Genomic DNA, 26,924 nt, shown 5'->3' with positions numbered 1-26,924 from the left:
ATGCCGGGCCCGGAGGCCAGGAGCCCCGTTTCAGGGCCACGAAAAAGGTAACGGGTCAGCCGCGCGTGAAGCGGTAGGTCATGCTGTCCGTCAACACGCAGAAGCCCGGGGACATGACGATCACCCGCAGGGTGCCGGTGCGGCGGTCGTAGTCGACGCCCTGCGCCTCGAACGCGCCGGAGCAGCCGCTGCGCAACGGGAGTTGACGCAGCGCCGTGACATGGCCCGAGACGTCGGCCGTGCCGTTCGGCTCGTCCGAGAGGTCGATCTGGAGCAGCGGCTTGGTGATGCCGAACAGGCTGCCCTCCGGGTCGTCGGACGAGCACAGCAGCGTGGTGGGGCCCGAGAAGTCGCAGCCCTGGACGTCGCGCACGGCGCGGTCGAGGGTGACGGACGAGACATGCGGGAGGTCGGCCGAAGGCGAGGTGCCGGGGTTGACGCCGGGGGTGGGGAAGACCAGCAGGCGGCTCATCGTCCCGTACTCGCCCGACAGCATCCACAGGCCGTCGGGCGAGATGGCGACCCAGGAGTTGTTCAGGGCCTCGCCGGGGCCGAGCGTGTGCACATACTCCGACCAGCCGCCGTCCGGGGCCTGCGCGCGGAACATCTTGGTATCGCCCGAGTCCCGCTGGTAGGGCTCGATGTAGTGGCCGTCGTAGGAGGCGTCGGGGTCACCGACGTGGTTCCAGCCGCGGGCGGCGACGTCGAGGGGGATGGTGCCGATGCCGGTGTAGCGGTTGGGGCTGTTGGCTGGCACCTCGACCGAGGCGAGGCCCTGGCTCTCGGTCAGCGGGTCGGCGCGGTCGGAGCCGACCTCGTTCCAGGTGTCCGCGGCGTTGCCGGTGCCTGCGGCGTCGCCGGTGCCTGCGGCGTCGCCGGTGTCCGCGGCGGCGGGTGGGGCGGTGGACAGGGCGGCGGCGGTGAGGAGGGCGAGCAGCCCTGTGGTGGCCAGGGAAGGACGGCGCCGGGTGCGAAGGGGCATGGAGGGTCTGCTCCTCGTGGGGTGGGGGACGCACTCGGCGGACAGTGTGCCCCGGGCACGCGGACATGTACAGACCAATGAGGGGGCGCTCAGGCGCCGTTGGCCTCCTGCTCGGCCTCCACCGTGGCGTTCCACTCGCGCTTGGACGCCTGCCAGCCGTCCTCGTCGTGGCCGAGCCGCCAGTACCCGGAGAGGGACAGGCGCTCCCGCGGCACGGCCCGCTCCAGGCGGAGATGGCGTCGCAGCTCCTTGACCATCCCGGCCTCGCCGTGCGCGAAGACCTGCACGTCGGGCGAGGGGAAGGCGAGCGCGCGCACCGTCTCCACCAGGGCCTCGCCCACCGGGCGGCCGCCGCGGTGCAGCCACGTGACGCCGGTGCCGTCGGGGGAGGTGATCTTCTGCTCCTCCTCGGGGCCCTCGATCTCCACGAACGCTCGCAGCGCGGCGCCCGCGGGCATCCGCTCCACCGCGGCGGCGATGGCGGGCAGCGCGCTCTCGTCGCCGACCAGGAGGTGCCAGCCGACGCCGGGCTCGGGCGCGTAGGCGCCACCGGGGCCCACGAACCTGAGCACGTCGCCGCGCCTGGCTGCCGTCGCCCATGGCCCGGCGAGCCCGCGGTCGCCGTGCACCACGAAGTCGAGCGTCAGCTCGCGCGCCCGCGGGTCCCAGGCGCGCACGGTGTAGGTGCGGGTGACGGGCCACCGCTCACGCGGCAGCTCCTCGCGGACGCGCCCCAGGTCGAACGGCTCGGGCAGGTCCACGCCTGGCACAGGGAACAGCAGCTTCACATAGTGATCCGTGTACGCGCCGGCGGAGAACGCGGCCAGCCCCTCGCCGCCGAGCACCACCCGGTGCATGCCCGGCGTCAGCCGCTCCGTCCAGATGACCTCTCCGGTGTGGACGGTGAGTGCCCTGCGGGCCGGTCGCTCAGCCATGGCGGTGCTCCCTGCTTCGAGGTTAGGTATGCCTAAGTTAACAGGGTGGGCGGCGGAGGGCGCTCGCGGGCGCGCCCGGTCGGAGGCGGGCGTGGGCGCCGCGACGCCCCGACCCGCCCCCGACCGGCCCCCGTGGTGAGCGCGGCCGCGATGGCCACGCCGACGCATCCCGCCGAAGCGGCCGTGCCCATGACAGGCCAGCCCGTGTCGGCGCGATGGGGGACAGAAGTTATCTGTCGGACACGCCATCGGGCGAGCAATCTTTCAGCCCATGTGTGGCGCGCGTGCGAATCTCCTTGCACGAGCGGGCGTCGGGCCACGGCGGCGATCTCGGCGGCGGGAAGCGCACCCTGACGCCGCGCCATCTGGAATGGGTGGCTGGCACGGGAGTTGACCGACCACGCGATCCGCGCCGCGGGGCCGCACGACGACCTCGCCGAGGACGAACGCCGGGCCGTGGCCCGGGCGTTGGCCGACACCCTCGCGGGCCTCGGCGACCTCGACATGGACGATGCGCGGGCCGTCAGGCTCGGTCCCGAATGGCTGGCCGATGCCCCGCGCCCGCGTCACGTGATCACCGCCGAACTCGACCGCGCGGCACGGGAGGTGGGGCTGCGTTACGCCCCCGACCCGGCCAGCGCGGCGCTGTCCACGGTGGGCGGGAACATCGCCACCAACGCGGGCGGCCTGCACTGCGTGAAGTACGGCGTGACCAGGGACGCCGTGCTAGCCCTCGACCTGGTGCTGGCCGACGGCACCCCGCTGCGCACCGGGCGCAGGACCGTCAAGGGCGTGGCGGGCTACGACCTGACGTCGCTCTTCACCGGCTCCGAGGGCACGCTCGCCGTGGTCGTGGGCGCCACGCTGCGGCTGCACCCGCTGCCCGCCGCGACGGGCACCGCCGCCGCGTACTTCGCCTCCCCCGAGGAGGCGGCGGCCGCCTGCGTCGCCGTGCTGGACGCCGGGCTGCGGCCCAGCGTGCTGGAGTTCCTCGACGCCCGCACGCTCGGGGCGATCCACCGGGCGGGCGGCGATGTCCCCGCCGCGGGCGAGACGTTCGTGCTGGCCTGCACCGACGGGTTCGCCGCCGAAGCGGAGATCGAGGCCGTGCACGCCGTGCTGCGCCGCACCGCCACCCGCGCCGAGTCCACCGGCGAGCCCGCGGCGGCCGAGCGGCTGCCCGCCGTCGAACGCCTCGGCCGGGTGCTGATCAAGGACATCGCCGTGCCCCGCTCCCGGCTCGCCGAGGCGGCCAGGCGCTGACCGCGCTCGCCGACCGCACGGGGGTGCCCGTCTTCACCTTCGCCCACGCCGGTGAGGGCAACATCCACCCCCTCGTGCTCGCCGGAGGCCAGGACCCGGCGGCCGTGGCCGAGACGGTGGACGAGATCTTCCGCCTCGCGCTGCGCCTTGGCGGCACCATCACCGGGGAACATGGCGTCGCCACACTGAAACGCGCCTGGCTCGACGCCGAGTTGGGGCCCGGGGCGCGAAGTCTCCACCGGAGGATCAAGGAAGCGCTCGACCCGCTGGGCATCCTCAACCCGGGGAAGGCCATCTGAACCGCCCGCCCACCCCGCACCACCGCCACCGTCCGTGTCACCGAGAGGAAGTTCCCTTGTCCACCGAGACCACCGAGACCACCGAGACCGCCGAGACCGCCGAGACCACCAAGCCGACCAAGACCACCGAGACGCCAGCGAACCCGCGCATCGTCGCGCTCTCCGGCCATCCGCGCCCCGGATCCCGCACTTCGGCCCTCGCCGGAAACGTGGCCGACGCGCTCGCCCGCGAGGTGCTGCCGGGCGGCACCGTGACCACCGTCGACCTGGCCGCGTTCGCCCCCGAGATCCTGGCGCCCGAGCACCCCGCGGCCGACGCGGCCCTGGCCACGCTCGCCGCCGCGCGGATCGCCGTGATCGCCACCCCGGTCTACAAGGCTGCCTACACCGGGCTGTTGAAGGCGTTCCTCGACCTCTACCCCGCCAACGGGCTGCTCGGGGTGACCGCGGTGCCGCTCGTCGTCTCGGGCGGCCCCGCGCACGCCCTGGCCGGGGAGATCCACCTGCGGCCGCTGCTGGTGGAGTTGGGGGCGACGGTGCCCGCCAGGAGCCTGGTCGTCACGGAGGCGGCGCTCGCCGAGCCCGGCCCCGTGATCGCCGACTGGCTCGTCACGGCGGGCCCGGCGCTGGCCCGCGCGGCGGGCGTCGCGGGCGTGGCCGACGTGGAGGTGCCGCGATGACGGCGGAGCGGACCGGGGCCGACCGCCTCACCGGCCATCTCACCGGCCATCTCACCGGCGAGGAGTACAAGGCCGTCTTCCGGCGGCACCCCGCGGGCGTGGCCGTGGTCGCCATGAGGCACCAGGGGCGCCCCGTCGGGTTCACGGCCACGTCCGTGATCTCCGTCTCCGCCGAACCACCCCTGCTGGCCTTCTCGTTGGCCGACACCTCGTCCTGCGCACCGGCCGTCGCCGTCGCCGAGACCGTCGCGGTGAGCCTGCTCGCCGAGCACCAGGACGACGTCTCGGCCCGCTTCGCCACCAGCGGCGTGGACCGTTTCGCCGCCGGCGGCTGGTCCACGCTGCCGACGGGCGAGCCGGTGATCGACGGGGCACACGCCTGGATCCGCGCCCGGGTCCTCGAGCGCACGCCGGTGGGCAGCAGCTTCCTGGTCTCGCTCCTGGCCATCGAGGCCGAGTGGCGCCCCGAGGCCACGCCGCTGGTCTTCCACGACCGCGCCTACCACCGGCTGGCCCGACGGTTCAGTGCCGGTGCGGGCGGTACTGCTTCGGGAGCGTGAAGCCGCGCTCGGCCATGACGGTCCGCAGCCGGTCGGGGTAGTCGGTGATGATGCCGTCGACACCGTCGTCGATGAGCTTGTGCATCGTCCCCACGTCGTTCACCGTCCACGGGATCACCCGCAGCCCCGCGGCGTGCGCCTCGTCCACCAACTCCTCGGTGACATAGGGGACATAGCCCGGCTGGCCCACCTGCCCGTCCTGCGGGTCGCCGTGCACGGGCGAGATCGCGTCCGCGCCGAAGGAGACGGCGGCGTCGACGAGGCTGCCGTCGAAGTCGTCGATGTCGATGCCGCCGAGCCAGGGGGACGCCCCGGGCTGGCCGACCTGGAGGAACTGCTGACCGTTGGTGAGCGCGATGATCGGCAGGCGCGGCTCGACCTCGCGCATGCGCATGAGCGCGCCCCAGTCGAAGCTCTGGATGGTCACCTGGTCGATCAGCCGGGCCCTGCGCACCTCGCGGGCCACGACCCGCACGAACTGCTCGCGCGGCGCCGTCTCGTGCGGCGCGCCCGCCTCGACCTTGGTCTCGATGTTGAGCCGGACGCGGTGCGCGCGGTACCGGTCGACCAGGTCGAACACCTCGGTGAGCAACGGCATCCGCGCCCCAGGGCTCGGCCGCTGCTCCGGGTACTGCGGCAGGGTCTGCGAGCCGCAGTCGAGGGTGCGCACCTGGGCGAGCGTCAGGTTGACGATGTACCTGCCGACATACGGATACTCAGGGTCGCCGGGGAACGCGGGCCCGGTGTCGCGGCACTTGGTCCCCGCGACCCGCCGGTCGTGGGTCACCACCGCGTGGCCGTCCTCAGTGATCTGCACGTCCAACTCAAGGGTGCTGACGCCGAGTTCGAGCGCGTCGGAGAACGAGGCGATCGTGGACTCCACGCGCAGTCCGATGCCCCCGCGGTGGGCCTGGAGGTCGAACTGGCGGTGGTGGCCCTGCCCGTGACCGGGCCCGTGCCCTTGCCCGTGACCGCCCGCCGCGGACGCGGGCCCGGCGACGGCGAGCGCCGCCACCGAAGCGGCGGCGAGCGCGACCGCCACGAGCGCGCGCGGGCGGGGCCGCGGCAAACGGATGCTTCTGAGGTGGCCCAGCATGTGCTGCCCTTCCGTCGAGACCTGGACTGGCGTATCCGCACGACTATGTGAGGCGCCAGGGGACGGGGACTGTCCGGGAAACGCTCTTCCCATGGCGCGCACATGACGTTTCGGCCACGCGCCCGGCGCGGGACGGGCGCGCGCCGGGCGAGAAGGGGTCGGGCGAGAAGAGAGCGGGCGAGAAGGGGGCGGGCGAGGATCGGGCAGGCGAGGAAGGTCGGGTCAACGCCCCGCCGCTGGCTCGGCGGAGCGCCAGTCGCCCAGCTCATCCAAAGTGATGACGCCGGGGTCGTCATAGACCTCCTGGAGGAACGGCAGCGGATTGTGCGCCCCGTCCTGGATGAACTCGCCGCTCCACGTGGTGAACCAGGCCCAGTCCGCCTCGTACGCCCGCAGCAGCTCGGGGTCGGGGATCGAGCCGGTCTCGGTGAGCGCGACCAGCTTCTCGTCGCCGACGAGCTCGACCAGCGCCTCGTAGGTGGCGCTCACAGGGCCGTGGTCACCGGTCGCCGGGTAGGAGTCGGCGCTGACGATGTCGACGACGTCGTCGCCGGGGTACCACTCGGGGTCGACGGAGTTCCACACCCAGAGCAGATTGTGTAGCCCGTGGACCTCGGTCATCCGCTCGTGCATCAGCCGCCACAGCTCCTTGGCGGGCCCGGGCCCGTGCGCGCCCCACCAGAACCAGCCGCCCTCAGCCTCGTGAAGCGGCCGCCACAGCACCGGGATCCCGGCGTCCTGGAGGCGCAGCAGCTGCTCGGCGATGGCGTCGATGTCGCGCAGCAGCAGCGCGTACTCCTCGGACGCGGGGTCGGCCAGCGCCGCGGCGACGTCGAACGTCGTGGCGTCGGTGTAGAAGCCGCGCCACCACTCCCTGCCCGGCTCGTCGATGAGCCCGGTGGGGGCGTTCCAGTGCCAGACGAACGTGGTGATCCCGCCGCGCCCGTCCCACGCGATGGCGTTCTCGACCTCGGTGGAGGTGGTGCCGCGCTCGACGCGGCTGGGCGAGTAGTCCATCAGGTCGAGCCCCGCGATGGCCGGGGTGCGGCCGACGTTGTCCTCGACCCACCGGAGGGAGGCCATGTCCTGCTGGCCGCTGAGGACGTGCTCGCCGTAGCCGTCGGTGAGGAAGCGCAGCAGCGAGCGGGCCTCCGGGGTGGCCTCGGGATCGACCGGGACGCCCGAGACCTGGTGGGGCGGCCGGGGCCCGGCCGGGGCGAGGCTGATGGCGTCGATCTCGTACCAGCCCCAGTTGCTCACGATCGACAGGGTGTTGACGCCCTCGTCGAGCAGCACCCGCCCGGCGGGGACGGTGCTGAACGCGTCGGTGGCCGGGAGGGTGACATCGCCCGCGCCCTCGCCGTTGAGGCGCAGCGAGGCCACCTTCTCGCCGTAGGGGCCACGGTAGTGGAGCGTCAGGTCGTGCAGCCCGCCCGGGCTGTCGGGAACGGTGACGGTGACGGAGTCTTCGGCCGCGTCGAAGCCGGTGACATAGCCGGTGCCCGAGTGGCCCGCGGCGGAGGACTCGACGACGACGCCGTTCAGCTCGCCGTCCTCCGCCTCGTATACGACGGGGGCGGGCGGCTGCTCGGCCGCGGCGGGAGAGCCGGTGGAGACGGAGAGCAGGCCCATCAGCAGCGCGAACAGCAGGACGAGCACCGGGGCGGGGCGGGCCAGAAACGGTGAACGGGGCACGGGGGCCTCCGGGAAGGGGAGGCGGGCGGGGGCCCGCGGGGTGGGGGGGAAGCGACTTGGGAGCGCTCCCATGATGGCGGTGGCGTTATGTACGCGTCAAGAATGTGCGAACGGCGGGCGCGGCGCGAACGGCGGGGCGACCGCCGCGCCAGGTGTGTGGGTGGCCGGGAACGTCGCCGATGTCACCGACCAGCTCATCGGCCACCGCCGCCACGGGCCGTGAGGGCCAACCCGGCGGCCGGGGAGCCAAGCCCCGGTCCCCGGCCTCGCGTGGCCGGGGACCGGGGCTTGGTCCTGGTCCTGGTCCTGGGTCAGCAGCCGTCCGACTCACGCAGGCCCTTGTTGGCGCCCGCCGTCTCGCTCACGACGCCCGGCACGCACGCCGCGTCGTCGAGGGTGTAGGAGTAGGGGATGCTGACCGTGGTGGTGGACTGCGGGTCGGGGCCCGCGGGGTTGTTGTCCTCGCCCGGGCTCGACCAGGTCACATTGTCGAAGATGTTGTCGTTGACCTGCCAGTATCCGGCCTCGTCGGTGTAGAACGTGCCGAGGACGTCCTTGGAGTCCTCGAAGTAGTTGTTGTCCACCCTGGCGCTGGCCCCCGCGCGGGAGTTGATGCCCGACTCGTAGAGGTTCACATAGTGGTTGTTGTAGATGTGGGCCGTGCCGCCGCGCAGCAGGGGCGTGCGGGAGTCGATGTTCTCGTACAGGTTGTGGTGGTAGGTGATGAAGCCGTTGGAGCGGTCGCTCTCGCTCGACCCGACGAGCCCTCCGCGCCCTGAGTTGCGCAGGATGCTGTAGGAAAGCGTCACATACTGGGTGTTGTCCTTCATGTCGAAGAGGCCGTCGAAGCCCTCGGACTCGCCGCCCGACGCCTCGAGGGTGACATGGTCGACCCAGACGTTGCGGACGTCGCTCTCCATGCCGATGGCGTCGCCGCCGTTGGACGTGGGCGAGCCGGACTTCTTGACGTTCCGAACGGTCACGTTCTGGATGATGATGTTGCTGGCCTCACGGATGTGAATGCCCAGCTGGTCGAAGACGGCACCGCTTCCGACCCCGATGATCGAGACGTTGCTGATCTGCTTGAGCTCGATCACCCCGGCGGCGGTGTTGCAGCTGTCGCCCGACACCTTCTCGGTGTTGCCGTGGTTGATGGTCCCCTCGACCTCGATGATGATCGGGGTGTCGGCGCTCGCCCGCTCGCACAGGGCCGTGTGGATCGCGGTGCCCGTGGTGGCCCTGACCGTTTGCCCGCCCGCGCCTCCCGTGGTGCCGCCGTTCTGGCTCGCGTAGCCGGTGGCGGTGCCCGCCGCCGCCGATGCCTCGGAGGTGGAGAGCACCACGCCGGTCGCGACCGCGACGGCCATCAGGGCCAGCAGCGCGTGGAATCGCAGCGCGAATGATCGTTTCATGCTCGGCTCGCCTTTCGTCTTGACGATAAAGGGTGTGGGACCGGTCAGTTGATGACCTGGGCGCCGCCGAACGTCACCCGCAGGCTGCCGTCCTCGGCGAAGGACCAGTCGAGCTGGCCCGCGTAGGCGGAGCACGCGGGGCCGTTCTCGCCCGACCAGAACTGGTTGGATGAGTCGGCGTCGCCGATCGTCCTGTCGTTGGAGCCGCTGTCGCACGAGACGTTGTCCCGGAACACCGACGAGCCGCCGTCGAAGTTGAAGTTGCGCTCGGCGCTGCCGACGCTGACGTTGCCCGACACCGCCATCGAGCCGGTGTTGCGGTTGTAGGTGAAGCCGTGCTTGCCGTTGTCGGCGGCGATGTTGTCGCGCAGGACGTGGTCGACGCCGATGTCCTCGCCGCCGAGCTTGAAGCCGTTGCGGTCGCCGTTCCCGGCCTGCGAGCCGTCGCTGAGCGTGCCGTTGCCGTAGGCGAGGGAGTTCTCGATGGTCACCGCCCCGATGGGGCCGGTGTCGGACTTGGTGTAGAGGTCGTAGCCGTCGTCGATGTTGTTGTGCGAGACGGTGTGGCGGAAGACGTTGCCGGGGCCGACCGTGAGCTTGGGCGCGAAGCCGTCGGCGTCCTCGCCGTCGGAGTCGGCGTTGTCGTGCGAGACCGCGCTCAGGATGAGGTTGTTCGAGGGCCACTCGCTTTCGGGGGTGTCCGAGGTGGCCCGGGAGAGTTGCAGCCCCGAGTCGCGGTTGAAGCGCGTCACCGTGCGCTCGATGACGTTGTCGCTGCCGCCGACGAAGATGCCGTTGTCCCCCGCGTGTTCGACGACGATGCCGTAGACGTGCCAGAACGACGCGTTGACGGCGAGCCCTCGGTTCGCCGGGTCCTCGCTCTGGGCCGAGAAGTCGAGCACCGGGGTCTCGCCCGGGTAGGCGGACAGGGTCGTGCGGGCCGCGGCGGTGCCGTCGTTGCCCTGCGGGATGGTGACCGTCTCCGCGAGGCCGTAGGAACCGCCGCGCAGATAGATCGTCCCGCCCGAGGCGACGCGGTCGAGCGCGGCGGTGAGCGTGGTGGGGTCCGACTCCGTTCCGGCCGCGCTCTCGCTGCCGTCGGGCGCGGCGTAGAGCGCGTCCTGCGCCAGGGGCGCGGCTGCGGGGTCGGCTGCGGGCTCTGCGGCACCGGCCGCGCCGCCCGCGCCCAGCAGCCAGGCGGCCATCGCGCCGGACAGTGACACGGCCGTCGCGGCGGCGTACCGACGACGGGCTCGGCGGAATACGGGGGTACGTGACATGGACTCATCTCTCCTGTGCGAGGTCCGGTGCGGGGAAGTCCACGGGGCATCCCGGCCTGACCAAGGGCAGGGACGCGCGGGGCACCGGACATGTGGGGGGCGGTGAGGGGTGTGAACGGCGCGAGGTGGGGCGGCTCCCAGAAGTGCGACCTCGGCCGGTAAGCGCTTGCCCTCCTGGACGCGAGGGTCCCTCGGTCCAATCGGGCCATGTGAATGGCCCGACCAGCGTAGGGGCGGGAATCGGCACGATTCCGCGCACCGCGAGGACAATCCCGCGCAGTCCCCGGCCCGTTGCGGCGCGAACTCTCCCCCGCGCCCCCGGGGGTGCGGCCCGGCAGCGGCGCGGCCAGCCCGGGGCCTTACCCTGGGCGTCGGCCGCGCAGCGGACCCCGCCGAGCAGGGAGCTGGAATCGAACGATGAGCCATCGAACGATGAGCCACGCGTCCATGAACGCCCCCGGGCCGCCAGGGCGCGGCCTCGCCCCGGCCGTGGCCGGGTGGCCGATTCCGCTCCCCGCGGCGGGGCGCCGGTGAGCCCGCGCTTCGAGGTGTGCGTCGACTCGGCGCGCGGCGCCGTGACGGCGAGGGACGCCGGGGCGCACCGCGTCGAGCTGTGCAGCGCGCTGTTCGAGGGCGGCGTCACGCCGAGCGCGGGTCTGCTTGAGACGGTCGTCGAGGCGGCGCGAGGGATCGAGGTGAACGTCCTGATCCGCCCGCGCGGCGGGGACTTCATCTTTGACCGTTACGAGGTGGACGCCATGGTGCGCGACATCGGAACGGCGGTCCGCCTCGGCGCGCACGGGATCGTCCTCGGCGCCCTGACGGCCGAGGGCGCCGTCGACATGGCGGTGTGCCGACGCCTGCTCTCCGCCGCCGACGGCCGCCCGGTCACGTTCCACCGGGCGTTCGACATGGCGAGGGAGCCGTTCGAGGCGTTGGAGAGGCTGGTCGAGCTCGGCGTGGACCGCGTTTTGACGTCGGGCCAGGAGATCTCGGCGCTCGAAGGGGCGCCGCTGCTCGCCCGGCTGGTCAGGGCGGCGGGCGACCGCGTCATCGTGATGCCGGGCGGCGGCGTGACGGCGCGCAACGTCACCCGCGTCCTGCGCCTGACCGGCGCGCGGGAGATCCACTTCAGCGCGGGGACGACGGTCGAGAGCCCCGCGACCCACCGCAACTCCCGCGCCCTGATGGGCGGAACGCTGAGCAGGGGCGAGTACACGCGCCGCATCACGGGACCGGCCGAGGTCCGCGCCCTGATGAACGCGGCCCGCGCGCCCGGGGGTTCGGCTCAGGGTCCGTTGTGAAGGGCCGGTACCGCTGGTCCCGGGAGAGATGAGCCCGAGCATAGCTCGAATGCGCTGGTCCGCGCGGCCAGATTCGAACCAAGGGGTGATCATCTAGGGCCAGTCACTGTCACTGTGGCCATCGTGAGGAACGTCTCGACGTGAGAGGCGAACTCGTCGGCCCACGGCCGAGGATCTCACCGATCTCCCACGCGTACGCTGCCGACACCGGCGCTTCGGGCTCCTTCTCACCCTCGACCCCTCGGTGAGCGAGCGTGTCGTGGCTGGCCGGGATCGGTACTGGCATCGGAATTCCGACAGCGAAGGCCGCCCGCTCACACCTGAACACGTCCTCGACACGATCGGTCCAGCGGCGGTCACTCGAGGAGCTGGCGGATCATCTCATCGATGCACCGGACTTTCCCGCGGCGCATGCTCACGATCACCGCCACTCCGGCGAACGGCCACAGCCCGGCCACTCACCCAACACGCCTCAGGAGAGGGGCGGTGCCTCGTGTCCCGCCAGGTGGAGCCTGACGCGGCACGGGTCTTCGACCGCCACGAGCACCCGCTGCCCCCAGTGGGCGGTGAGGCGGTGCGCGACGTCGAAGAGCCGACGGCGTTCCTCCGGGGTGTACGCGGGGTAGCGCGCCCAGCCGCGGTCGGCGATCTCGTTGCCGAGCTCGCTGAACAACACGGCACGGTAGCGCCGCTCTTCCTCGTCGGTCAGCGGTGTGGGGGCGCCATCGGCGGGCCGCGGCCTGACGTTGTAGAGGTCTCGGATCACCACCATGGCAGCCTACCGAGCGACCTGTGCCGGTCTCTCCTCAGGCCGCGGCCTCGACGAGGCAGAGCGCAGCGGCGACGACGGTGAGCGCGGGCCGTTCCGTCCGGCGCAGCGCGTATCCGCCCGCGGTGACCTGGCGGCGGCGTTCTCGCGCCGCGGGGTCGGTGGGGACGGCGGCGAGTAGAGCGATGTGAGCGGCGGGAGCGGTGGGCAGAGCGGCGGCGCGCGCGCCGACGCGACGGACGCCCGCATCCTGCGCGCCCTGGCCGGGGAGCCGCGGGCCACGGTGCTCGCGCTCGCGCAGCGCCTCGGGCTCTCCCGCAACACGGTCAAGGCGCGGATTGCGAGGCTGGAGCGCGGCGGCGTGCTGCGCTCCTTCGAGTACCGCATCGACCCCGCGGCCCTTGGCTATCCGCTGACCGCGTTTGTCACCGCGGAGGTCGAGCAGCGGCGGCTGACCGAGGTGGGCGACGCGCTCGCGGAGATCGACGAGGTGATCGAGGTGGACGGGGATCAGCGGGGACATGGACCTGCTCATCCGCGTCATCGCCGTCGACGCGGACGACCTCTACCGCGTGGCGGGCCGCATCCTTGCCTGCCCCGGCATCGTGCGGACCCGCACCGCGCTGGCGATGCGCGAGCTGCTGCCGTTCCGCCTCTGCGGGGTCATCGACCGCCTCGGCGACCAGGGCACGGCCAAGGGCCGCTGAGGGTCGGCGCGCCGCCTCACGCGAGGACGCCCGCCGGGGAGCGCGCGGTGTCGCGCAGGCGGGCGGCGTCCCTGCTGGGGGGCGCGCCGAACTGGCGGCGGTACTCCCTGCTGAACTGCGAGGGGTTGTCGTAGCCGACGCGCTGGCCGACCCCGGTGACGTCGCCGGGGTGGGTGGCCAGCAGGAGCCTGGCCTCCTGGAGCCTGATCTGCTTCTGGAACTGGATGGGGCTCATCGCGGTCACCGCCTGGAAGTTGCGGTAGAACGCCGAGACGCTCATGCCCGCGAGGCGCGCGACGTCCTCGACCCTGAAGGGCTGCGCGTAGTGCTCGCGGATCCAGCGCACCGTCCGCGCGATATGGCTGAGGCTGCTGTCGGCTAGGCCCAACTGCCGTACGATGCCGCCCTGTTCGCCGGTGATCAGGCGCCACAGGATCTCGCGCTTGATCAACGGTGCGAGCACCGCGCGGTCGCGTGGCTCGTCGAGCAGCCGCAGCAGCCGTACGACGGCGTCGAGCAGCGGGCCCGGGGCGTCGCTGACGGCGATGCCGGTCGACGCGGCGCCGCCGCCGCGTGGCGTGTCCTCGGGCCCGGCCTGGAGCAGCAGCTCGGCGACGGCCGAGGGCTCGAGCGTGAGCCCGAAGCCCAGCGCGGGCCTTTCCCTGCTGGCGTCCGTGAAGCTGCCGGTGACGGGCAGGTCGACGGAGGCGACCAGGTACTGGCCCGCGTGGTACTCGAACACCTTGTCGCCGAGCGCGAGGCGCTTGGCGCCCTGGGCGATGACCGCGAGCACCGTCCCCGACATCGAGGGCGCGGGGGGATCCGACCGGTCGACCCGTGAGATGAGAACGCCGTCGATCGGGGTGGTCCAGTCGGGCCTGGCGTGGCGGGCCAGCAGGGCGCGGAACTCTTCGAGGTGCATGCGTCCCATTGCACCACCACTCCGGGCACAAGCTCCCATGGACGAGAGGATCGAGCAAGTACGAAGGAGCATCGCTCTAACGTTTCCCCAGGTCAGGCCGTTGAATGGGATCAGCACACCTCATCACCACCGAAGAGATCCAGGAAGAAGGCCCCCATGAACGTCACCTATGGCTTCCAGGCCACCCTGACCGCCAGGACCGGGATGGGCGACCAGCTGGTCGACCTGCTGCTGACCGGCCTCGACGAGGGCAGCCCCGGCGCGAGCGAGCACTGCGTCGTCTACCTCGTCTCCCGCTCGTCGTCCGACCCCGATGTCGTCCATGTCACCGAGGGCTGGACCAGCGAGGAGGAGCACCATCGGATCTTCGACGGCGAGGCCGCGCAGGCCATCGTGGCGCGGATCGGCGGGCTGCTGGCGGCGGAGTCCACGTACACCGACCACGTGCCGATCCGCGGCAAGGCCGCCTTCTGACCGGCTGACCCACACCACCGACGAACGCCGCCCCACCGACACGGAAGCAGGCACCGCCATGACCACGGCACGACCCGCCATCGACCCCGAGCTGCGCGAACTGCTCGCCGACATGCCCCTGATGTCCGGGCTCGACGCGGACCTTCTCGCGCGGCTGCGCCAACTCCCGCCGCCGCCCGTCGAGTCCTTCCTCGGGCGGCGCCCGGTCGAGCGGCGCGAGGTGACCGTTGCCGCGAAGGACGGCACCCCGATCCCGCTCTCGGTATTCGGCCCGGCGAACGCCGATCCGGCGACCCCGGCGCCCTGCGTCTACTGGATGCACGGCGGCGGGATGGTCATGGGCGACCGCTTCTCGCAGATCGACATCCCGCTGGGCTGGCTCGACGCGTTCGGCGCGGTCGTGGTCTCCGTGGACTACCGGCTCGCGCCCGAGGCCACCGGCACCACCCTGGTCGACGACTGCTACCAGGGGCTGTTGTGGACCGCCGAGCACGCCGCCGGGCTGAACGTCGACCCCGCCCGGATCGTCGTCGCCGGTGCCAGCGCGGGCGGCGGCCTCGCGGCCGGGGTCACCCTGATGGCCCGCGACCTCGGCGCCCCGGCGATCGCGGCACAGATGCTGATCTGCCCCATGCTCGACCACCGCAACGCCACCACGTCGAGCCGCCAGTTCTCCGGCGAACCCGGGGTCTGGACACGGGAGATGAACGCGTTCGGCTGGCGCGCTGTCCTCGGCGACCTCGCCGACGACGAGGTGCCCGCGTATGTTTCGCCCGCGCTGGCCGACGACCTATCGGGCCTGCCGACCACCTATGTCGACACCGGCTCGGCCGAGGTCTTCCGCGACGAGGACGCCGACTACGCCACCCGCGTCTTGGCGGCGGGCGGCCAGGCCGAACTGCACGTCTGGGCGGGCGGGTTCCACGGATTCGACGCGCTCTACCCCGGGGCCCGCATTTCGGTGACGGCGCGCAGGACCCGCGACGACTGGCTCGCCAGGGTCCTGCGCGCTCGCGGCGGAGGTCAGTAGGCGAAGCGGCGCACGGCCTCGGGGCGGATGACCAGGCGCACCTGCTCCGCGGCCAGGATCCCTGAGAGGTCGTCGGCGCGGGCCGGGTCGTCGAGGTCCCAGTAGCGCGCGGCCAGGCGCGCGGCGAGGTCGTGTGCGCCCTCGGGTTCCACCGTGACGCGTCCGGCGACCGACACCCAGCGCTCACGCTCGTTTGCGGGGGCCGCCACGACGAGCGAGGCGCGCGGGTCGCGGCGCAGGCGCCGCGCCTTGAGCGAGTCGGGGGCCGTGAACAGCTGGATCGTGCCATCGGCGGTGGCCTCGAACCACACGGGCCGCGGCTGCGGGGGGAGCGGCCCCGCGGCCACGGAAAGGAATCCATGCAGGGGGCGCCGCAGGAACGCCAGGTCCTGGGCGGTCAGCGCACCGGCGTCGGTGGCGTCGGTGCTCGGGGTGCCGTTGCTCATGGCGCCGATGGAACACGGCCGACTCCCGCCATCCCATGGGTGAGCATCCGGATCACCTGCGTGTCCGTCCGGCCTCACCGGAGTGGGGGCGTGGGTGGAGGCGCTCGACGGCCCGCGGCGCTCAGCGTTCGGCCGCGTCCCTGCCGTGCCTGTCGGCGACGGCCGTGGCCGCGATCAGCAGAACGACCACGGCCACGAACCCCGCCCCCGGGCAGACCCAGAGGGCGGGGTGGACCCAGCCGCCGGACATCGCGGCCACCGCCCCGGCCGCCGTTCCCGCCGCCATGGCGTATCCGGTCACGGCGCAGGCCAGCAGCCAGGGGGCCGCGGCCCTGTGGCCCGCGTTCCACGCGGTGTCCGATGACCGCGTGACCCTGGTGCGCAGCCCGATCGCCCCGTTTTCTCTCCAGGGTCCCCTTGGCCGCCGCGTTCCTGATGACGTGGGTCAGCGCCGAGAGCATGGCGAGACCGATGGCGGCCGAGAGGAGCGCGCCCGCCTCTTCCACAGTGTCTCCCCCATGTCTCCTCGGGTGTCTCCTCGGGTGTCTCCTCGTGTCCTCCGGGCCGTTCAGGCGCCGTCGCCTGGCGGGCGCGCCGCCGCCGTGGGCGCGGACTCGGCCGCCTCGGCGGCCTCCGCCGCGTCGATCTGCTCCTCCGTCCAGCCCTCGTCGCGCCGCCGCGCATACGCGAGGGCGCGCTTGAGCTCGCGCTTGACCACAGGCGCCAGCAGATACAGCCCGATGATGTTGAAGACCGCGCCGAGGAAGAGGAAGCAGTCCGCCAGGTCCACCAGCGTGCCGAGCGACAGCAGCGCGCCCGCGACGGTGAGGAGGCAGAAGACGCCCTTGTAGAGGTATTCGCTGGCACGCGAGGCGCCGAACAGGTGGGTCCACGCCTTGAGTCCGTAGTAGCCCCACGTGATGATCGTGGAGAACGCGAAGAGGAAGACCGCCAGGGTCAGCACCCAGGGGAACCACGGCAGCGCGGTGTCGAAGGCGTCGGAGGTGATGGCGATGCCCGGGTCGCCCCCGGCCGCGGCTATGCCCTCGGCGGTGGCCGGGTCGCCGCCGCCCGCGGCGGTGTCACGGGCCGCGTCGTAGAGGGGGCCGCCCGCGATGACGATCGTCAGCGCGGTCATGGTGCAGATGATGACGGTGTCGACGAACGGCTCGAGCAGCGCGACAAGCCCCTCGCTCGCCGGGCGCTTGGTCTTCACGGCGGAGTGGGCGATGGGCGCGGAGCCGATGCCCGCCTCGTTGGAGAACGCGGCGCGGCGGAAGCCCTGGATGAGCGCGCCGATCACGCCACCGGTGACGCCCTCGGGGCTGAACGCGCCGCTCACGATGGCGCCGACGGCGTCGGGCACCGCCGTCACGTTGAACCCGATGACGATCAGGCACGCGGTCGCATAGATGATCGCCATGGCCGGGACGAGGCGGCTGGTGACCTGGCCTATCGACCGGATGCCGCCGATGATGACGAGGCTGGCGAGCGCGGCGACGACCACGCCGAACAGCAGGGAGCCACCGGAGCCCGCGAAGAAGTCGGTGTGGTCCTCGGTGACGGTGGTGAGCTGCTCCAGGCTCTGGTTGACCTGGAAGAGGTTGCCGCCGACGAAGCCGAAGAAGAGGATCATCACGGCCGACGCCAGCGACAGCACGGTGCCGAGCCCGGCGAGGCCGCGCTCGGCAAGGCCCTTGCGCAGGTAGTACATCGGCCCGCCCGACACCCGGCCCTGCGCGTCGATCTCGCGATATCTGACGCCCAGCGTGCACTCGACGAACTTCGTCGCCATGCCGAGGAGGCCGCACAGGATCATCCAGAACGTGGCGCCAGGGCCGCCTATGGAGACCGCGATCGCCACGCCCGCTATGTTGCCGAGGCCCACCGTTCCCGAGACAGCGGAGGTGAGCGCCTGGAAATGGCTGATCTCGCCCGGCGCGTCCTTCTGGTCATACTTCCCACTCACAAATCGCAGCGCCGTCCGAAGGTGACGGAATTGCGCGAAGCCGAAGTAGAGGGTGAAGACCAGACCGGCGAGCGCCAACCAGCCCACGATCAAAGGGAAGTCCGCGTCGAAGAGGCGGACGTCGAAGAAGACGACATCGGTGAGGAACTCGGCGACCGGTTCGAAGAAATCGTTGACGGCCTCGTCAACGCTGTCGGTCCAGGACTCGCTAGCCACAGCGCGAAAACCTTCGGTGGGGGATCTTGTACGAAAATGCAATGCCCTGTTTCCTACCATGCGTGCCGCGACCCGTCGAGGAAGAGGAAATGCCGGAATGAACAAGGGATTTCCGTCATGCCGCAGCCGGGGCGCGGTGATCGCGCCCGGCGCGGGCACACTGGTGGCGTGGTGATGCCCCGCGCCCAGTGCCCGCACCGCGAGCGGATCGTGGCGGCCGCGCCGGTCCCGGGCGCCCCGGGCCACGGGCGCCTGTGGCGGCACGACGAGCCCGGCACGCGCCGCGACGCCGACGGCGCGCTGGTCTCCTGCCCCGGCTCCCTCGGCACCGTCGAGCTCCCCGCACCGGTCACGCAGCTGCCCCTGCCGCCCGACGACCCCGATGCGTCCGACGACCCCGATGCGTCCGACGACCCCGATGCGTCCGACGCGTCCGACGCGTCCGACGCGTCCGGGGACAGCGCGGCGCCCGACGCCCTGTTCTGAGCGCCGGAACGGGCCCCGCGCCCTGACCGGCGCGGGGCCGTGGCGCGCAGGCGCCGGGATCCGGCCGGAAAGATCCTTCGCGCACAGGTCTTGACGTGGGCCGGATGGAGCAGGCACAGTGCCAGCTAATTCGCATTAGTCCGGCCGTGGTTCCTCTTAGGCGCTGGCTAATGCGCATTAGTCGGAGGGTGGAGAAGTGACCGAAAGGGAGCCCCGCGCGGCGCGGCGCGGGCGGCCTCGGCAGGCCGAGGTGGCGCGGCTCGCGGGCGTCTCGCAGACGACCGTGTCGCTGGTCCTTGGCGGCAACAAGCAGGGCATCGTCATCCAGGAGGCCACCCGCGCCCGGGTGCTCGAGGCGGCACGGACGCTCGGCTATGTCCCGGATCCCGCGGCGCGGCGGCTCGCGGCGGCGCGGAACAACCTGCTCGGGGTGTTCAGCTTCACCGCCACGTTCCCCACGGCCGTCGAGCACTCCTACTACCGCTTCCTGGTCGGCGTCGAGCAGGAGGCCGCCGCGCGCGGCTACGACCTGGTGCTGTTCACCGGATCGAGCAGCGGCGGCGCGGGGGCGGGGGCGCCGGGTGCGCTGGGCCGGGTGCGGCTGGCGGACGGCTGTCTGCTCCTGGGGCGGCATGTGCCCACCGAGCCGCTGCGGCGGCTGGTGGCGGACGGCTTTCCGCTGGTCTCCATCGGCCGCAGGGAGGAGCCCGAGGGGCTGGCCTGGGCCGGGGCCGACTACGCGACCGCGAGCGCCGAGGTCGTCGGGCACCTGGCCGGGCTCGGGCACCGCAGGGTGCTGCTGGTCCGCGAGGACGACGACGCCCCGGCGTCGGCCGACCGGCAGCGCGGCTTCCTCGAAGGGCTCGCCGCGGCCGGGCTGCCCGGGCCCGACGGCACGGTCGTGCGCACCGCGCGGCCCGCCGCCGAGATCGACGCGGCGTGGGTGCGGGCCCGTCACGCCGAGGGCGTCACGGCGTTCGTCGCGGAGGAGACCGACACGGGCGACGCGTGGCGGGCGCTGACCTCAGCCGTCGCCCGGGCCGGGCTGCGGGTACCCGACGAGGTGTCGCTCGCGCTGCTCGGCTCGCCGCCCGCCGACCTGTCGGGTCGGCCTGAGCCCACCGGGTTCGACATCCCCAGGGCGGAGTTGGGCGCCGCCGCGGTCCGCCTGCTCACCGACCTGCTCGCCGAAGGGGAACGGCCATCGGCGGGCCTGGTGAGCTGCGGCTTCCGTCCCGGAGTGACCGTGGCGCCGCCCCCGCGCCCGGCGTCGCCGTGAACGCCGCACCGCACGTACCGGGCGCCGACGGCGCCCCACGCACCGATCGAGGAGAGGCTTCCATGCCGGAACCGACCAGCCCACCCACCGAGACCGACGTCCTGATCGTGGGCGGCGGCCTGGGCGGGGTCGCCGCGGCGCTCGCCGTCTGCCGGGCCGGACGGCGCGCCGTGCTGACCGAGGAGACGGACTGGATCGGCGGGCAGTTGACGGCGCAGGCCGTGCCGCCCGACGAGCACCCGTGGATCGAGCAGTTCGGCGCCACCGCGACCTACCGGGCGATGCGCGGCCACATACGCGACCACTACCGCCGCTGGTACCCGCTGCGCTCCGAGGCGCTCGCGGTCGCCGAGCTCAACCCCGGCGCCGGGCGGGTCAGCAAGCTGTGCCACGAGCCGCGCGTCGCGCTCGCCGTGCTCGATGCCATGCTCGCCCCGCACCGCGCGGCCGGGCGGCTGACCGTGCTGACCGAGCACCGGCCGGTGGCCGCCGAGGCCGAGGGCGACACGGTGCGCGCGGTGACGCTGCTCGACACCCGCGAGGGCGTGCGCCGCACCGTGACCGCGCCCTATGTCCTGGACGCCACGGAGACCGGGGAACTGCTCGACCTCGCGGGCGTCGAGCACGCGACGGGCGCCGAGGCGCGCGCGGAGTTCGACGAGCCGCACGCGCCCGACGAGGCGCAGCCGCTCAACCAGCAGGGCATCACCGTGTGCTTCGCCGTCTCCCACCACGAGGGCGAGAACCACGTGGGGGAACGCCCCGCCGACTACGCGTTCTGGCGCTCCTACCGCCCGGACTTCTGGCCGGGGCCGCTGCTCGGGTTCACCGCCCCCGACCCGCGCACGCTTGAGCCGGTGGAGCGCTCGTTCCTTCCCAATCCGCAGGCCGACCCGCTGGTCGTCGCCGCCGACCAGAGCGCGGACGCGGGCGACAAGGAGCTGTGGGGCTTCCGGCGCATCCTGGCGCGTGGGCTGCACAGGCCGGGGGCGTTCGACTCGGACATCACGCTGGTCAACTGGCCGCTGAACGACTACTGGTTGAAGCCGCTGGTGGGCGCGGGCGACGAGGTGGCGCGCGAGGCGCTGGCGGGGGCGCGTGAGCTGTCCCGCTCGGTGCTGTACTGGCTCCAGACCGAGGCGCCGAGGGCCGACGGCGGCACCGGCTTCCCCGGCCTGCGGATCCGCCCCGATGTGACGGGCACGCGCGACGGCCTGGCCAAGTCGGCCTATGTGCGGGAGGCCAGGCGGATCAAGGCGGTCACCACCGTGACCGAGCACGACGTGGCGATCGACCTGGTCGGCCCCTACGGCGGCACCAGGCACCGCGACTCGGTGGGCGTCGGCGGCTACCGCATCGACCTGCACCCCTCGACGGGGGGCGACGACTACATCGACATCGGCTCCGTCCCGTTCGAGATCCCGCTGGGCGCGCTGCTGCCGCGCCGGGTCACCAACCTGCTGCCCGCGGGCAAGAACATCGGCACCACCCACATCACCAACGGCTGCTACCGGCTCCACCCCGTGGAGTGGAACGTCGGCGAGGTGGCCGGGGCGCTCGCCGCCCACTGCCTCGACGCCAAGGTCACGCCGCACCAGGTGCGAGAGGAGGAACAGCGGTTCGCCGACTTCGCCCGGGTCCTCGACCGGGCGGGCGTCGAGCGCCACTGGCCCGACGTCCGCGGCTACTGAAACGCCCGGGCCCAAGGCGGCCCGCCCCCGTGGCCGGTGAGACCCGGGCGGGACAGCTCCACCTGTCCCGCCCGGCACCGCCCACTTCCGACATGGCACACAAGGAGGTGTCCCCGAACATGACCCCTCAACGGACCACTCACCGCCTGCGCGTCGGCATCGACGTGGGCGGAACCTTCACGGACGCGGTGGCGGTCGACGCCACCTCGCTCGAGCTGATCGGCCAGGTGAAGGTCCCGACCAGCCACCACCATCGCGACGGCGTCGCGCATGGCATCGTGGAGGCGCTTGACCGGCTGCTCACCGAGATCGGCCGCGCGCCGGAGGACGTGACGTTCCTGGCGCACGGCACGACCCAGGCTACCAACGCCCTGCTTGAGGGCGATGTCGCCCCCGTGGGGCTGATCGGGATGGGCAAGGGGGCCTCGGGGTTCCTCACCCGGCGCCTCGCCGCGCTCGGCAAGCTGGAGCTGGCGCCCGGGCGCAGGCTGCCGCTGCGCTACGCCCACCTCACCGACCCCGGCGACCCCGACGCCGTGCGGGAGGCGGTGGCGCGGGTGAAGGAGGCGGGCTCGCAAGTCGTCGTCGCCACCGAGCCGTTCAGCGTGGACGCGCCCGAGGGCGAGGACGCGGTGGCCGCGCAGGCGCGCGCCGAGGGCCTGCCGGTGACCACGGCGCACGAGATCACGTCCCTCTACGGGCTGGGCAAGCGCACCCGCACCGCCGTCGTCAACGCCGCGATCCTGCCCAGGATGCTGGCCACCGCCGACCTGGTGGACACATCGGTGGTGAAGGCGGGCGTGCGGGCGCCGCTGATGGTGATGCGCTGCGACGGCGGCGTGATGTCGCTCGATGAGATGCGCCGCCGCCCGTTGCTCACCATCCTGTCGGGCCCTGCCGCGGGGGTGGCGGGCGCGCTGATGCGGGAACGGGTCAGCGAGGGCGTCTTCCTGGAGACGGGCGGCACCTCGACCGACATCAGCGTTATCCACCGCGGCAAGGTTGCCGTTCGGCACGCCGAGATCCTGGGCCGCGGCTCCTATCTGCCCGCGCTCGACGTGCGGACGGTGGGCGTGGGCGGCGGCTCGATGGTGCGCGTCGGCGGGGGCGCGGTGGTCGCGGCGGGGCCGCGCAGCGCCCATATCGCCGGGCTGCCCTACGCCTGCTTCGCCGACCTCGACGACCTGCGGGACGCCACGCTCACCCGGATCCGCCCCATGGAGGGCGACCCTGACGACTACGCGGTGATCGACGCGGCGGGCGGACGTTTCGCCGTGACGATGACCTGTGCGGCCAACGCGCTCGGCCGGGTCCCCGAGGGCGACTTCGCGCGCTCCGACCCCGCCGTGGCCGCGGCGGCGCTCGCCCCGCTGGCCCGGGAGCTCGGCACGGACGTGGCGGGCGCGGCGGCGGCCGTGCTGGACGCGGGCGCGGCCCGGGTCAAGGAGGTCGTGGACCGGCTGATCCGCGACTACCGGCTGGACGAGGACGCCGTCGTGCTGGTCGGCGGCGGGGGCGGCGCGGCGTCCGTGACCCCCCACCTGGCGGCGCTCGCCGGGCTGCCGGGGAAGATCGCCGAGCACAACGAGGTGATCAGCCCGGTGGGCGTGGCCCTGGCGCTGGTCCGCGAGCAGATCGAACGGATCGTGCCAGGCGCCACCCAGGAGCAGATCCTCGGGGTGCGCAACGAGGCCGAGGAGGCCGTCGTCGCGCAGGGCGCGAGCCCCGGCGCGGTCGAGGTGGAGGTCACGGTCGACCCGCAGACCAGCACCGTGCGGGCCATCGCCACGGGCGCGACCGAGCTGCGCACCCAGGACCGCGCCCACCGCGCGGACGACGCCGAACGCCTGCGCGCCGCCGCGGCCAGCCTCAAGGTGGACCCTGAGCGGGTGGAGGTGCTGGCGGGCACGGCGTCGCACACCGTCTACGGGGCGGTGCGCAGGCGGCGGCTGCGGCGGGCGTTGCGCCCGGTGCGGGTGCTCGACGCCGACGGGGTGGTGCGACTGCACGCGGCCGACGCCTGGGTGGCCACCACGACGGTCGCCGAGGCGCCTGGCGTGCTGGCGGAGCTGGTGCGCGAGGCCACGTCCTATGGCGACGGGGGCGTGCGCGCCCCCGCGGTGCGCCTGCTGCTCGGCGCCAGGATCGCCGACCTGTCGGGCGTGCTCGACGCCGAGCCGCTGCTCGCGCTCGCCCGCAGCGAGCTGCGCTCGCGCACCGGGGACGAGCCGGTCGTCGCGGTGCTCGAGGTGCGGTCGTGAACGCCTCGGCCGCCGCCCGCCCGCGGGCCCCGAGGGGCGCCTCGCTGGCCCGGCGCCTCGGCCCCACCCGCCTCGAACGGCTGCTTGCCGAGTGCGCCGCGCTGGCCGAACGCGACGACACGGCGTTCGCCGTCACCCTGCTGGCCGGGACGCCGACCCACGAGGGGCGCGAGAGCGAGGCGCTGCGCCGCTGGGCGGCCGCGGCCGCCCGGTTCGGCACCGATCTCGCCGCCGACGCGGCCGAAGGCGATCCGCCCCGGGTCGTGGAGCGCTCGGGCGGCCTCGACCGGGACGTTCCGCTCCTGGCCCGCTACCGATCGAGGCCCGAGCCAACCGTCGAGGTGTTCGTGGACACCGTGGCGCTGGCGGAAGAGCTGATCGGGCTGCTCGGCTGGCGCGACCTCTACCCCAGGGGTTCGGTGCGCGCCGCCGCGCTCGCTCACGAGGCGGGCCACCACCGGCTGCACGATCCCGCCGTGAAGCGAAGGCTTCGGGTCGCCCTTGACCATCCGGTGCTGCGCCTGGGCCGCTGGCGGCTGCTCGGCCATGTCGCGGGCGCCGACGAGATAGCGGCGCACGCCTACGCCGGGGCCGCGCTGGGCCTGGGCAGAGGCCCGCTGCTGGTGACCGCCGCGCTGGCGCGCGCGGTCGCCGCCCTGCGAGAGGACTGAAGAACCCATGGGAATCGTCATTCTGTTGATCATGCTGGCCGGCGTCGTGCTGATGCTGACCCGCAAGCTGCCCACGGCGTTCGCCCTGGTCCTCCTCGGCGTCGCCGTCGCCCTGGTGGTGGGGGCGCCGCTGACCGGGGAGGCCAGCGTCTTCGACACCGTCCTCCAGGAGGGCTCGGCCAAGCTCGCCGCCACCATGATCGCGATCCTGCTCGGCTCGTGGCTCGGCAAGCTGCTCGACGAGACGGGCATCGCGGGCACCCTGGTCCGCAAGATCGTGGAGTTCGGCGGGGACCGGCCCACCGTGGTCGCGCTCGGCGTCCTCGGGATCTCCGCGCTCGTCGGCACCGTCACCGGGTCCGCGCCCGCCGCGATGCTCGCGGGCATCATCGGCATCCCCGCGATGATCGCGGTGGGCGTGCCCAAGGTGACCGCCGCGGGGACCATCCTGATGGGCATCGCCGCGGGCATGCCGTTCGAGCTGCCGATCTGGCAGTTCTTCTCGACCGCGCTCGACCTGCCGGTGGACACGGTGCGGAGCTTCATGATGAAGCTGTTCCCGTTCGCCGCCTTCTTCGCCGTGCTGTTCGTGCTGGTGGAGACCCGGCGCCGCGGCGTGGAGCACACGTGGTCGCTGCGGTCGTTCGACGCGCGCCCCGACCGGCGCCCCTCCCGGCGTGAACGGCTCGGTGACGCGCCGTGGTACGCGCTGTTCACGCCCGCGGTTCCGCTGGTGCTCGCCCTGGTCTTCGAGGTGGCGATCATCCCCTCGCTGCTGGCGGGCGTGCTCTTCGCGCTGGTCACCACGACGCGCCCGCGCGACATGAACACCCGCCTGCTGCGCACCCTCTACGCGGGCTTCGACGTGGCGGCCGCGCCCATCGCACTGTTCGTGGCGATCGGCGTGCTGCTCGCCGCGGTGCAGCTGCCCGACTCCATCGAGGCCCTGGAGCCGCTGGTGGAGAACGTCAGCCCGCAGAACCCCGTGCTGTTCGTGCTGGTCTTCACCGCACTGGTGCCGCTGTGCCTGTACCGGGGGCCGTTGAACGTCTACGGCCTCGGCGCGGGCATCGCCGGGGTGCTGATCGCGGCGGGGATCTACCCGGCCGTAGCGGTGCTCGGCCTGACCGCCTCCTACAACCAGGTGTTCGGCGTCGCCGACCCCACCAGCACCCAGACGGTGTGGAGCGCCCAGTACTCGGGCGTCAGCCCCCAGCAGGTGATGGTCAGGACGCTGCCCTATGTGTGGTGCGTCGCCCTCGGCGGCTTTGTCGTCACCGCGGCGCTGCACCTGTGAACGCTCCCCCTCGCACGACGTTCCCCGCACCCGACCCGTACCACCGACGCGACGGAGTCCCCATGCCTGTGAACCGCCGTACCTTCCTGTCCGCCGCCGCGGCCTCCGGCGGCCTGGTCGCCCTCGGCGCATCCGCCACCCCGGCCGCCGCGGCGCCCGGCGGCTTCCCCGACTACACCTATCTGCGCACGCTGCTGACCCCGGGGCAGCTCTCCTACAACCCCACGGGCGAGATCATCTTCCCCTGCGTCAGGGGCGTCTACGACCGGCTGTCATCGCCGCTCGGCCGCTACTACCTCTACTACGCGCCGCACGACGCGCCGGGCGGCATCTGCCTGGCGTACGCGGACTCCATCGACGGCCCCTACACCGAGTACCCGGGGAACCCGATCGTCTCGCGCGACTGGTCCCCGCACTACTCGGTCAGCCATGTCTCGTCCCCGCACGTGATGTGGCACGAGGGGGAGCGCGAGCTGTGGCTGTACTTCCACGGCGAGAACACCACGACCCGGCTGGCCCGTTCGTCCAACGGCGTCGACTTCGTCTACGACCGCGCCGTGCTGACCACCTCGATGCTGCCGTCGGGCACCACCGAGGCGTCCTACGCCCGCGTCTTCCCGCACGCGCTGCCCGACCGCGGCGCGCGCTATGTGATGCTCTTCATGATCAACACCACGGCCAACCACCGCTCGATCGGCTGGGGCTGGTCCGCCGACGGGCGCAGCTGGAGCTTCGCGGACCAGCCGCTGGTCAGGTACTCCGACGTGGGCGTCAACGACCTGAGCGGCCCGCACCTGCTGACCAGGAACGGCTCCGCGTTCGTCGTCTACCACACCGACAAGGCGAGCGGCGGCACCATCCGCGTCACCGAGGTGGGCGCCGACTTCTCCCTCAGGAACCATCTGGGCGTCTTCTACCGGCCGTCGGCCGGGGCGCCCGACAACGGCAGGGCCGCGGCACCGGCGTTCGGCACGGACCGCGGGGTGCCGTACATGATCTACGAGGCGGGCGACCGCCTCGCGGGCAGCATCGCCATCGCCCGAGGCTGAGCCACCCCCGCCCCACCCCGAGCCGCCCCCGCCACCGGGGGCGGCTCGGCCCTGTCTTCCGGTGGCGCGCGCCCCACCGTTCCCGTTCCCGTTCCCGGTGACCCACCTCACACCCACGTCCCGTCAGGAATCGGGGAGCTGGCTCGCTCAA

General features: G+C 72.9%; 23 protein-coding genes and 3 pseudogenes. 15 read left to right on the top strand and 11 right to left on the bottom strand.

What is annotated here, in order from left to right; all coding sequences use genetic code 11:
* Window positions 1–55 precede the first annotated feature (55 nt).
* Both DEH69_RS15225 and DEH69_RS15220 read right to left on the bottom strand, forming a co-directional pair.
* Window positions 56–982 (bottom strand): hypothetical protein, encoded by a 927-nt coding sequence (locus DEH69_RS15225; RefSeq protein ID WP_113687504.1) that lies wholly within the window; start codon window positions 980–982, stop codon window positions 56–58.
* Window positions 983–1,071: 89 nt separating this feature from the next.
* Window positions 1,072–1,917 carry a siderophore-interacting protein gene (locus tag DEH69_RS15220; RefSeq protein WP_113687503.1) on the bottom strand — a complete coding sequence of 282 codons (846 nt, stop codon included), beginning with the start codon at window positions 1,915–1,917 and terminating at the stop codon, window positions 1,072–1,074.
* A gap of 504 nt (window positions 1,918–2,421) precedes the next feature.
* Between DEH69_RS15220 and DEH69_RS15215 the strand changes: the two are divergent.
* From DEH69_RS15215 to DEH69_RS15205, 3 genes and pseudogenes are all read left to right on the top strand, one after another.
* Window positions 2,422–3,479 (top strand): annotated as a pseudogene (locus DEH69_RS15215) (FAD-binding oxidoreductase).
* Window positions 3,480–3,535: 56 nt separating this feature from the next.
* Window positions 3,536–4,159 carry an NAD(P)H-dependent oxidoreductase gene (locus DEH69_RS15210; RefSeq protein ID WP_220131269.1) on the top strand — a complete coding sequence of 208 codons (624 nt, stop codon included), beginning with the start codon at window positions 3,536–3,538 and terminating at the stop codon, window positions 4,157–4,159.
* Window positions 4,156–4,719, top strand: coding sequence for a flavin reductase family protein (locus DEH69_RS15205; protein ID WP_113687502.1), 564 nt, complete (start codon window positions 4,156–4,158; stop codon window positions 4,717–4,719). Before DEH69_RS15210 ends, DEH69_RS15205 begins: the two co-directional genes overlap by 4 nt.
* Here DEH69_RS15205 and DEH69_RS15200 read toward each other — a convergent pair.
* From DEH69_RS15200 to DEH69_RS15185, 4 genes and pseudogenes are all read right to left on the bottom strand, one after another.
* A complete protein-coding gene (locus tag DEH69_RS15200; RefSeq protein WP_258534683.1) occupies window positions 4,682–5,788 on the bottom strand; it encodes a glycerophosphodiester phosphodiesterase family protein in 1,107 nt (368 codons plus the stop codon). The two genes, DEH69_RS15205 and DEH69_RS15200, sit on opposite strands and share 38 nt — an antisense overlap.
* A gap of 249 nt (window positions 5,789–6,037) precedes the next feature.
* Window positions 6,038–7,510, bottom strand: a complete 1,473-nt coding sequence (locus DEH69_RS15195) for a glycosyl hydrolase (RefSeq protein WP_258534682.1) — start codon at window positions 7,508–7,510, stop codon at window positions 6,038–6,040.
* A 314-nt stretch (window positions 7,511–7,824) separates the two neighbouring features.
* A pseudogene (locus DEH69_RS15190) lies at window positions 7,825–8,922 on the bottom strand (polysaccharide lyase family 1 protein); the annotation flags it as partial.
* Window positions 8,923–8,966: 44 nt separating this feature from the next.
* Window positions 8,967–10,127 carry a right-handed parallel beta-helix repeat-containing protein gene (locus DEH69_RS15185; protein WP_220131270.1) on the bottom strand — a complete coding sequence of 387 codons (1,161 nt, stop codon included), beginning with the start codon at window positions 10,125–10,127 and terminating at the stop codon, window positions 8,967–8,969.
* Window positions 10,128–10,699: 572 nt separating this feature from the next.
* Here DEH69_RS15185 and DEH69_RS15180 point away from each other — a divergent pair.
* Entirely contained in the window at window positions 10,700–11,506 is an 807-nt protein-coding gene (locus DEH69_RS15180) for a copper homeostasis protein CutC (RefSeq protein ID WP_258534681.1), read from the top strand.
* 472 nt (window positions 11,507–11,978) lie between these two features.
* Here the strand turns inward: DEH69_RS15180 and DEH69_RS15170 are convergent, their stop codons facing one another.
* Window positions 11,979–12,278: a hypothetical protein gene (locus tag DEH69_RS15170; protein WP_258534680.1), complete on the bottom strand. Its 300-nt coding sequence runs from the start codon at window positions 12,276–12,278 to the stop codon at window positions 11,979–11,981.
* A gap of 184 nt (window positions 12,279–12,462) precedes the next feature.
* On the opposite strand from DEH69_RS15170, the pseudogene DEH69_RS33470 reads away from it, so the two are divergent.
* Window positions 12,463–12,585 (top strand): annotated as a pseudogene (locus DEH69_RS33470) (winged helix-turn-helix transcriptional regulator); the annotation flags it as partial.
* 211 nt (window positions 12,586–12,796) lie between these two features.
* A complete protein-coding gene (locus DEH69_RS32745; protein ID WP_258534679.1) occupies window positions 12,797–12,982 on the top strand; it encodes an Lrp/AsnC ligand binding domain-containing protein in 186 nt (61 codons plus the stop codon).
* A gap of 16 nt (window positions 12,983–12,998) precedes the next feature.
* Here DEH69_RS32745 and DEH69_RS15160 read toward each other — a convergent pair whose 3' ends face one another.
* Window positions 12,999–13,904, bottom strand: a complete 906-nt coding sequence (locus DEH69_RS15160; RefSeq protein WP_113687512.1) for an AraC family transcriptional regulator — start codon at window positions 13,902–13,904, stop codon at window positions 12,999–13,001.
* Window positions 13,905–14,060: 156 nt separating this feature from the next.
* On the opposite strand from DEH69_RS15160, the gene DEH69_RS15155 reads away from it, so the two are divergent.
* Window positions 14,061–14,378, top strand: coding sequence for a putative quinol monooxygenase (locus tag DEH69_RS15155; RefSeq protein ID WP_113687496.1), 318 nt, complete (start codon window positions 14,061–14,063; stop codon window positions 14,376–14,378).
* A 58-nt stretch (window positions 14,379–14,436) separates the two neighbouring features.
* Window positions 14,437–15,408 (top strand): alpha/beta hydrolase fold domain-containing protein, encoded by a 972-nt coding sequence (locus tag DEH69_RS15150; protein WP_113687495.1) that lies wholly within the window; start codon window positions 14,437–14,439, stop codon window positions 15,406–15,408.
* Here DEH69_RS15150 and DEH69_RS15145 read toward each other — a convergent pair.
* The 3 genes from DEH69_RS15145 to DEH69_RS15135 all read right to left on the bottom strand — a co-directional run bounded on the left by DEH69_RS15145 (window position 15,402) and on the right by DEH69_RS15135 (window position 18,039).
* Window positions 15,402–15,854 carry a pyridoxamine 5'-phosphate oxidase family protein gene (locus tag DEH69_RS15145; protein ID WP_113687494.1) on the bottom strand — a complete coding sequence of 151 codons (453 nt, stop codon included), beginning with the start codon at window positions 15,852–15,854 and terminating at the stop codon, window positions 15,402–15,404. The genes DEH69_RS15150 and DEH69_RS15145 overlap by 7 nt on opposite strands.
* 121 nt (window positions 15,855–15,975) lie before the next feature.
* Window positions 15,976–16,245, bottom strand: a complete 270-nt coding sequence (locus DEH69_RS15140) for an SdpI family protein (protein ID WP_113687493.1) — start codon at window positions 16,243–16,245, stop codon at window positions 15,976–15,978.
* Window positions 16,246–16,422: 177 nt separating this feature from the next.
* A complete protein-coding gene (locus tag DEH69_RS15135; protein WP_113687492.1) occupies window positions 16,423–18,039 on the bottom strand; it encodes a sodium:alanine symporter family protein in 1,617 nt (538 codons plus the stop codon).
* A 168-nt stretch (window positions 18,040–18,207) separates the two neighbouring features.
* Between DEH69_RS15135 and DEH69_RS31535 the strand changes: the two genes are divergently transcribed.
* The 7 genes from DEH69_RS31535 (at window position 18,208) to DEH69_RS15100 (ending at window position 26,773) form a co-directional block, all read left to right on the top strand.
* Window positions 18,208–18,525, top strand: a complete 318-nt coding sequence (locus tag DEH69_RS31535; RefSeq protein ID WP_181727441.1) for a hypothetical protein — start codon at window positions 18,208–18,210, stop codon at window positions 18,523–18,525.
* Between the two features lie 196 nt (window positions 18,526–18,721).
* Entirely contained in the window at window positions 18,722–19,804 is a 1,083-nt protein-coding gene (locus DEH69_RS15125; protein WP_258534678.1) for a LacI family DNA-binding transcriptional regulator, read from the top strand.
* A 62-nt stretch (window positions 19,805–19,866) separates the two neighbouring features.
* A complete protein-coding gene (locus DEH69_RS15120; protein ID WP_113687491.1) occupies window positions 19,867–21,495 on the top strand; it encodes an FAD-dependent oxidoreductase in 1,629 nt (542 codons plus the stop codon).
* A 119-nt stretch (window positions 21,496–21,614) separates the two neighbouring features.
* The gene (locus DEH69_RS15115) at window positions 21,615–23,756 is read left to right on the top strand and encodes a hydantoinase/oxoprolinase family protein (RefSeq protein WP_113687490.1); all 2,142 of its coding nucleotides are present in this window, start codon (window positions 21,615–21,617) and stop codon (window positions 23,754–23,756) included.
* Between the two features lie 80 nt (window positions 23,757–23,836).
* Window positions 23,837–24,427 carry a hypothetical protein gene (locus DEH69_RS15110; RefSeq protein ID WP_113687510.1) on the top strand — a complete coding sequence of 197 codons (591 nt, stop codon included), beginning with the start codon at window positions 23,837–23,839 and terminating at the stop codon, window positions 24,425–24,427.
* A 7-nt stretch (window positions 24,428–24,434) separates the two neighbouring features.
* A complete protein-coding gene (locus tag DEH69_RS15105; RefSeq protein WP_113687489.1) occupies window positions 24,435–25,724 on the top strand; it encodes a TRAP transporter large permease subunit in 1,290 nt (429 codons plus the stop codon).
* A gap of 62 nt (window positions 25,725–25,786) precedes the next feature.
* Complete coding sequence (locus tag DEH69_RS15100) at window positions 25,787–26,773, top strand: hypothetical protein (protein ID WP_113687488.1); 987 nt, start codon at window positions 25,787–25,789, stop codon at window positions 26,771–26,773.
* The last annotated feature ends 151 nt before the right edge of the window (window positions 26,774–26,924 follow it).

The sequence above is a fragment of the Streptomyces sp. PT12 genome, from assembly GCF_003311645.1.
GTDB lineage: Bacteria > Actinomycetota > Actinomycetes > Streptomycetales > Streptomycetaceae > Streptomyces.
This window is presented reverse-complemented; position numbering and strand designations above follow the sequence as displayed.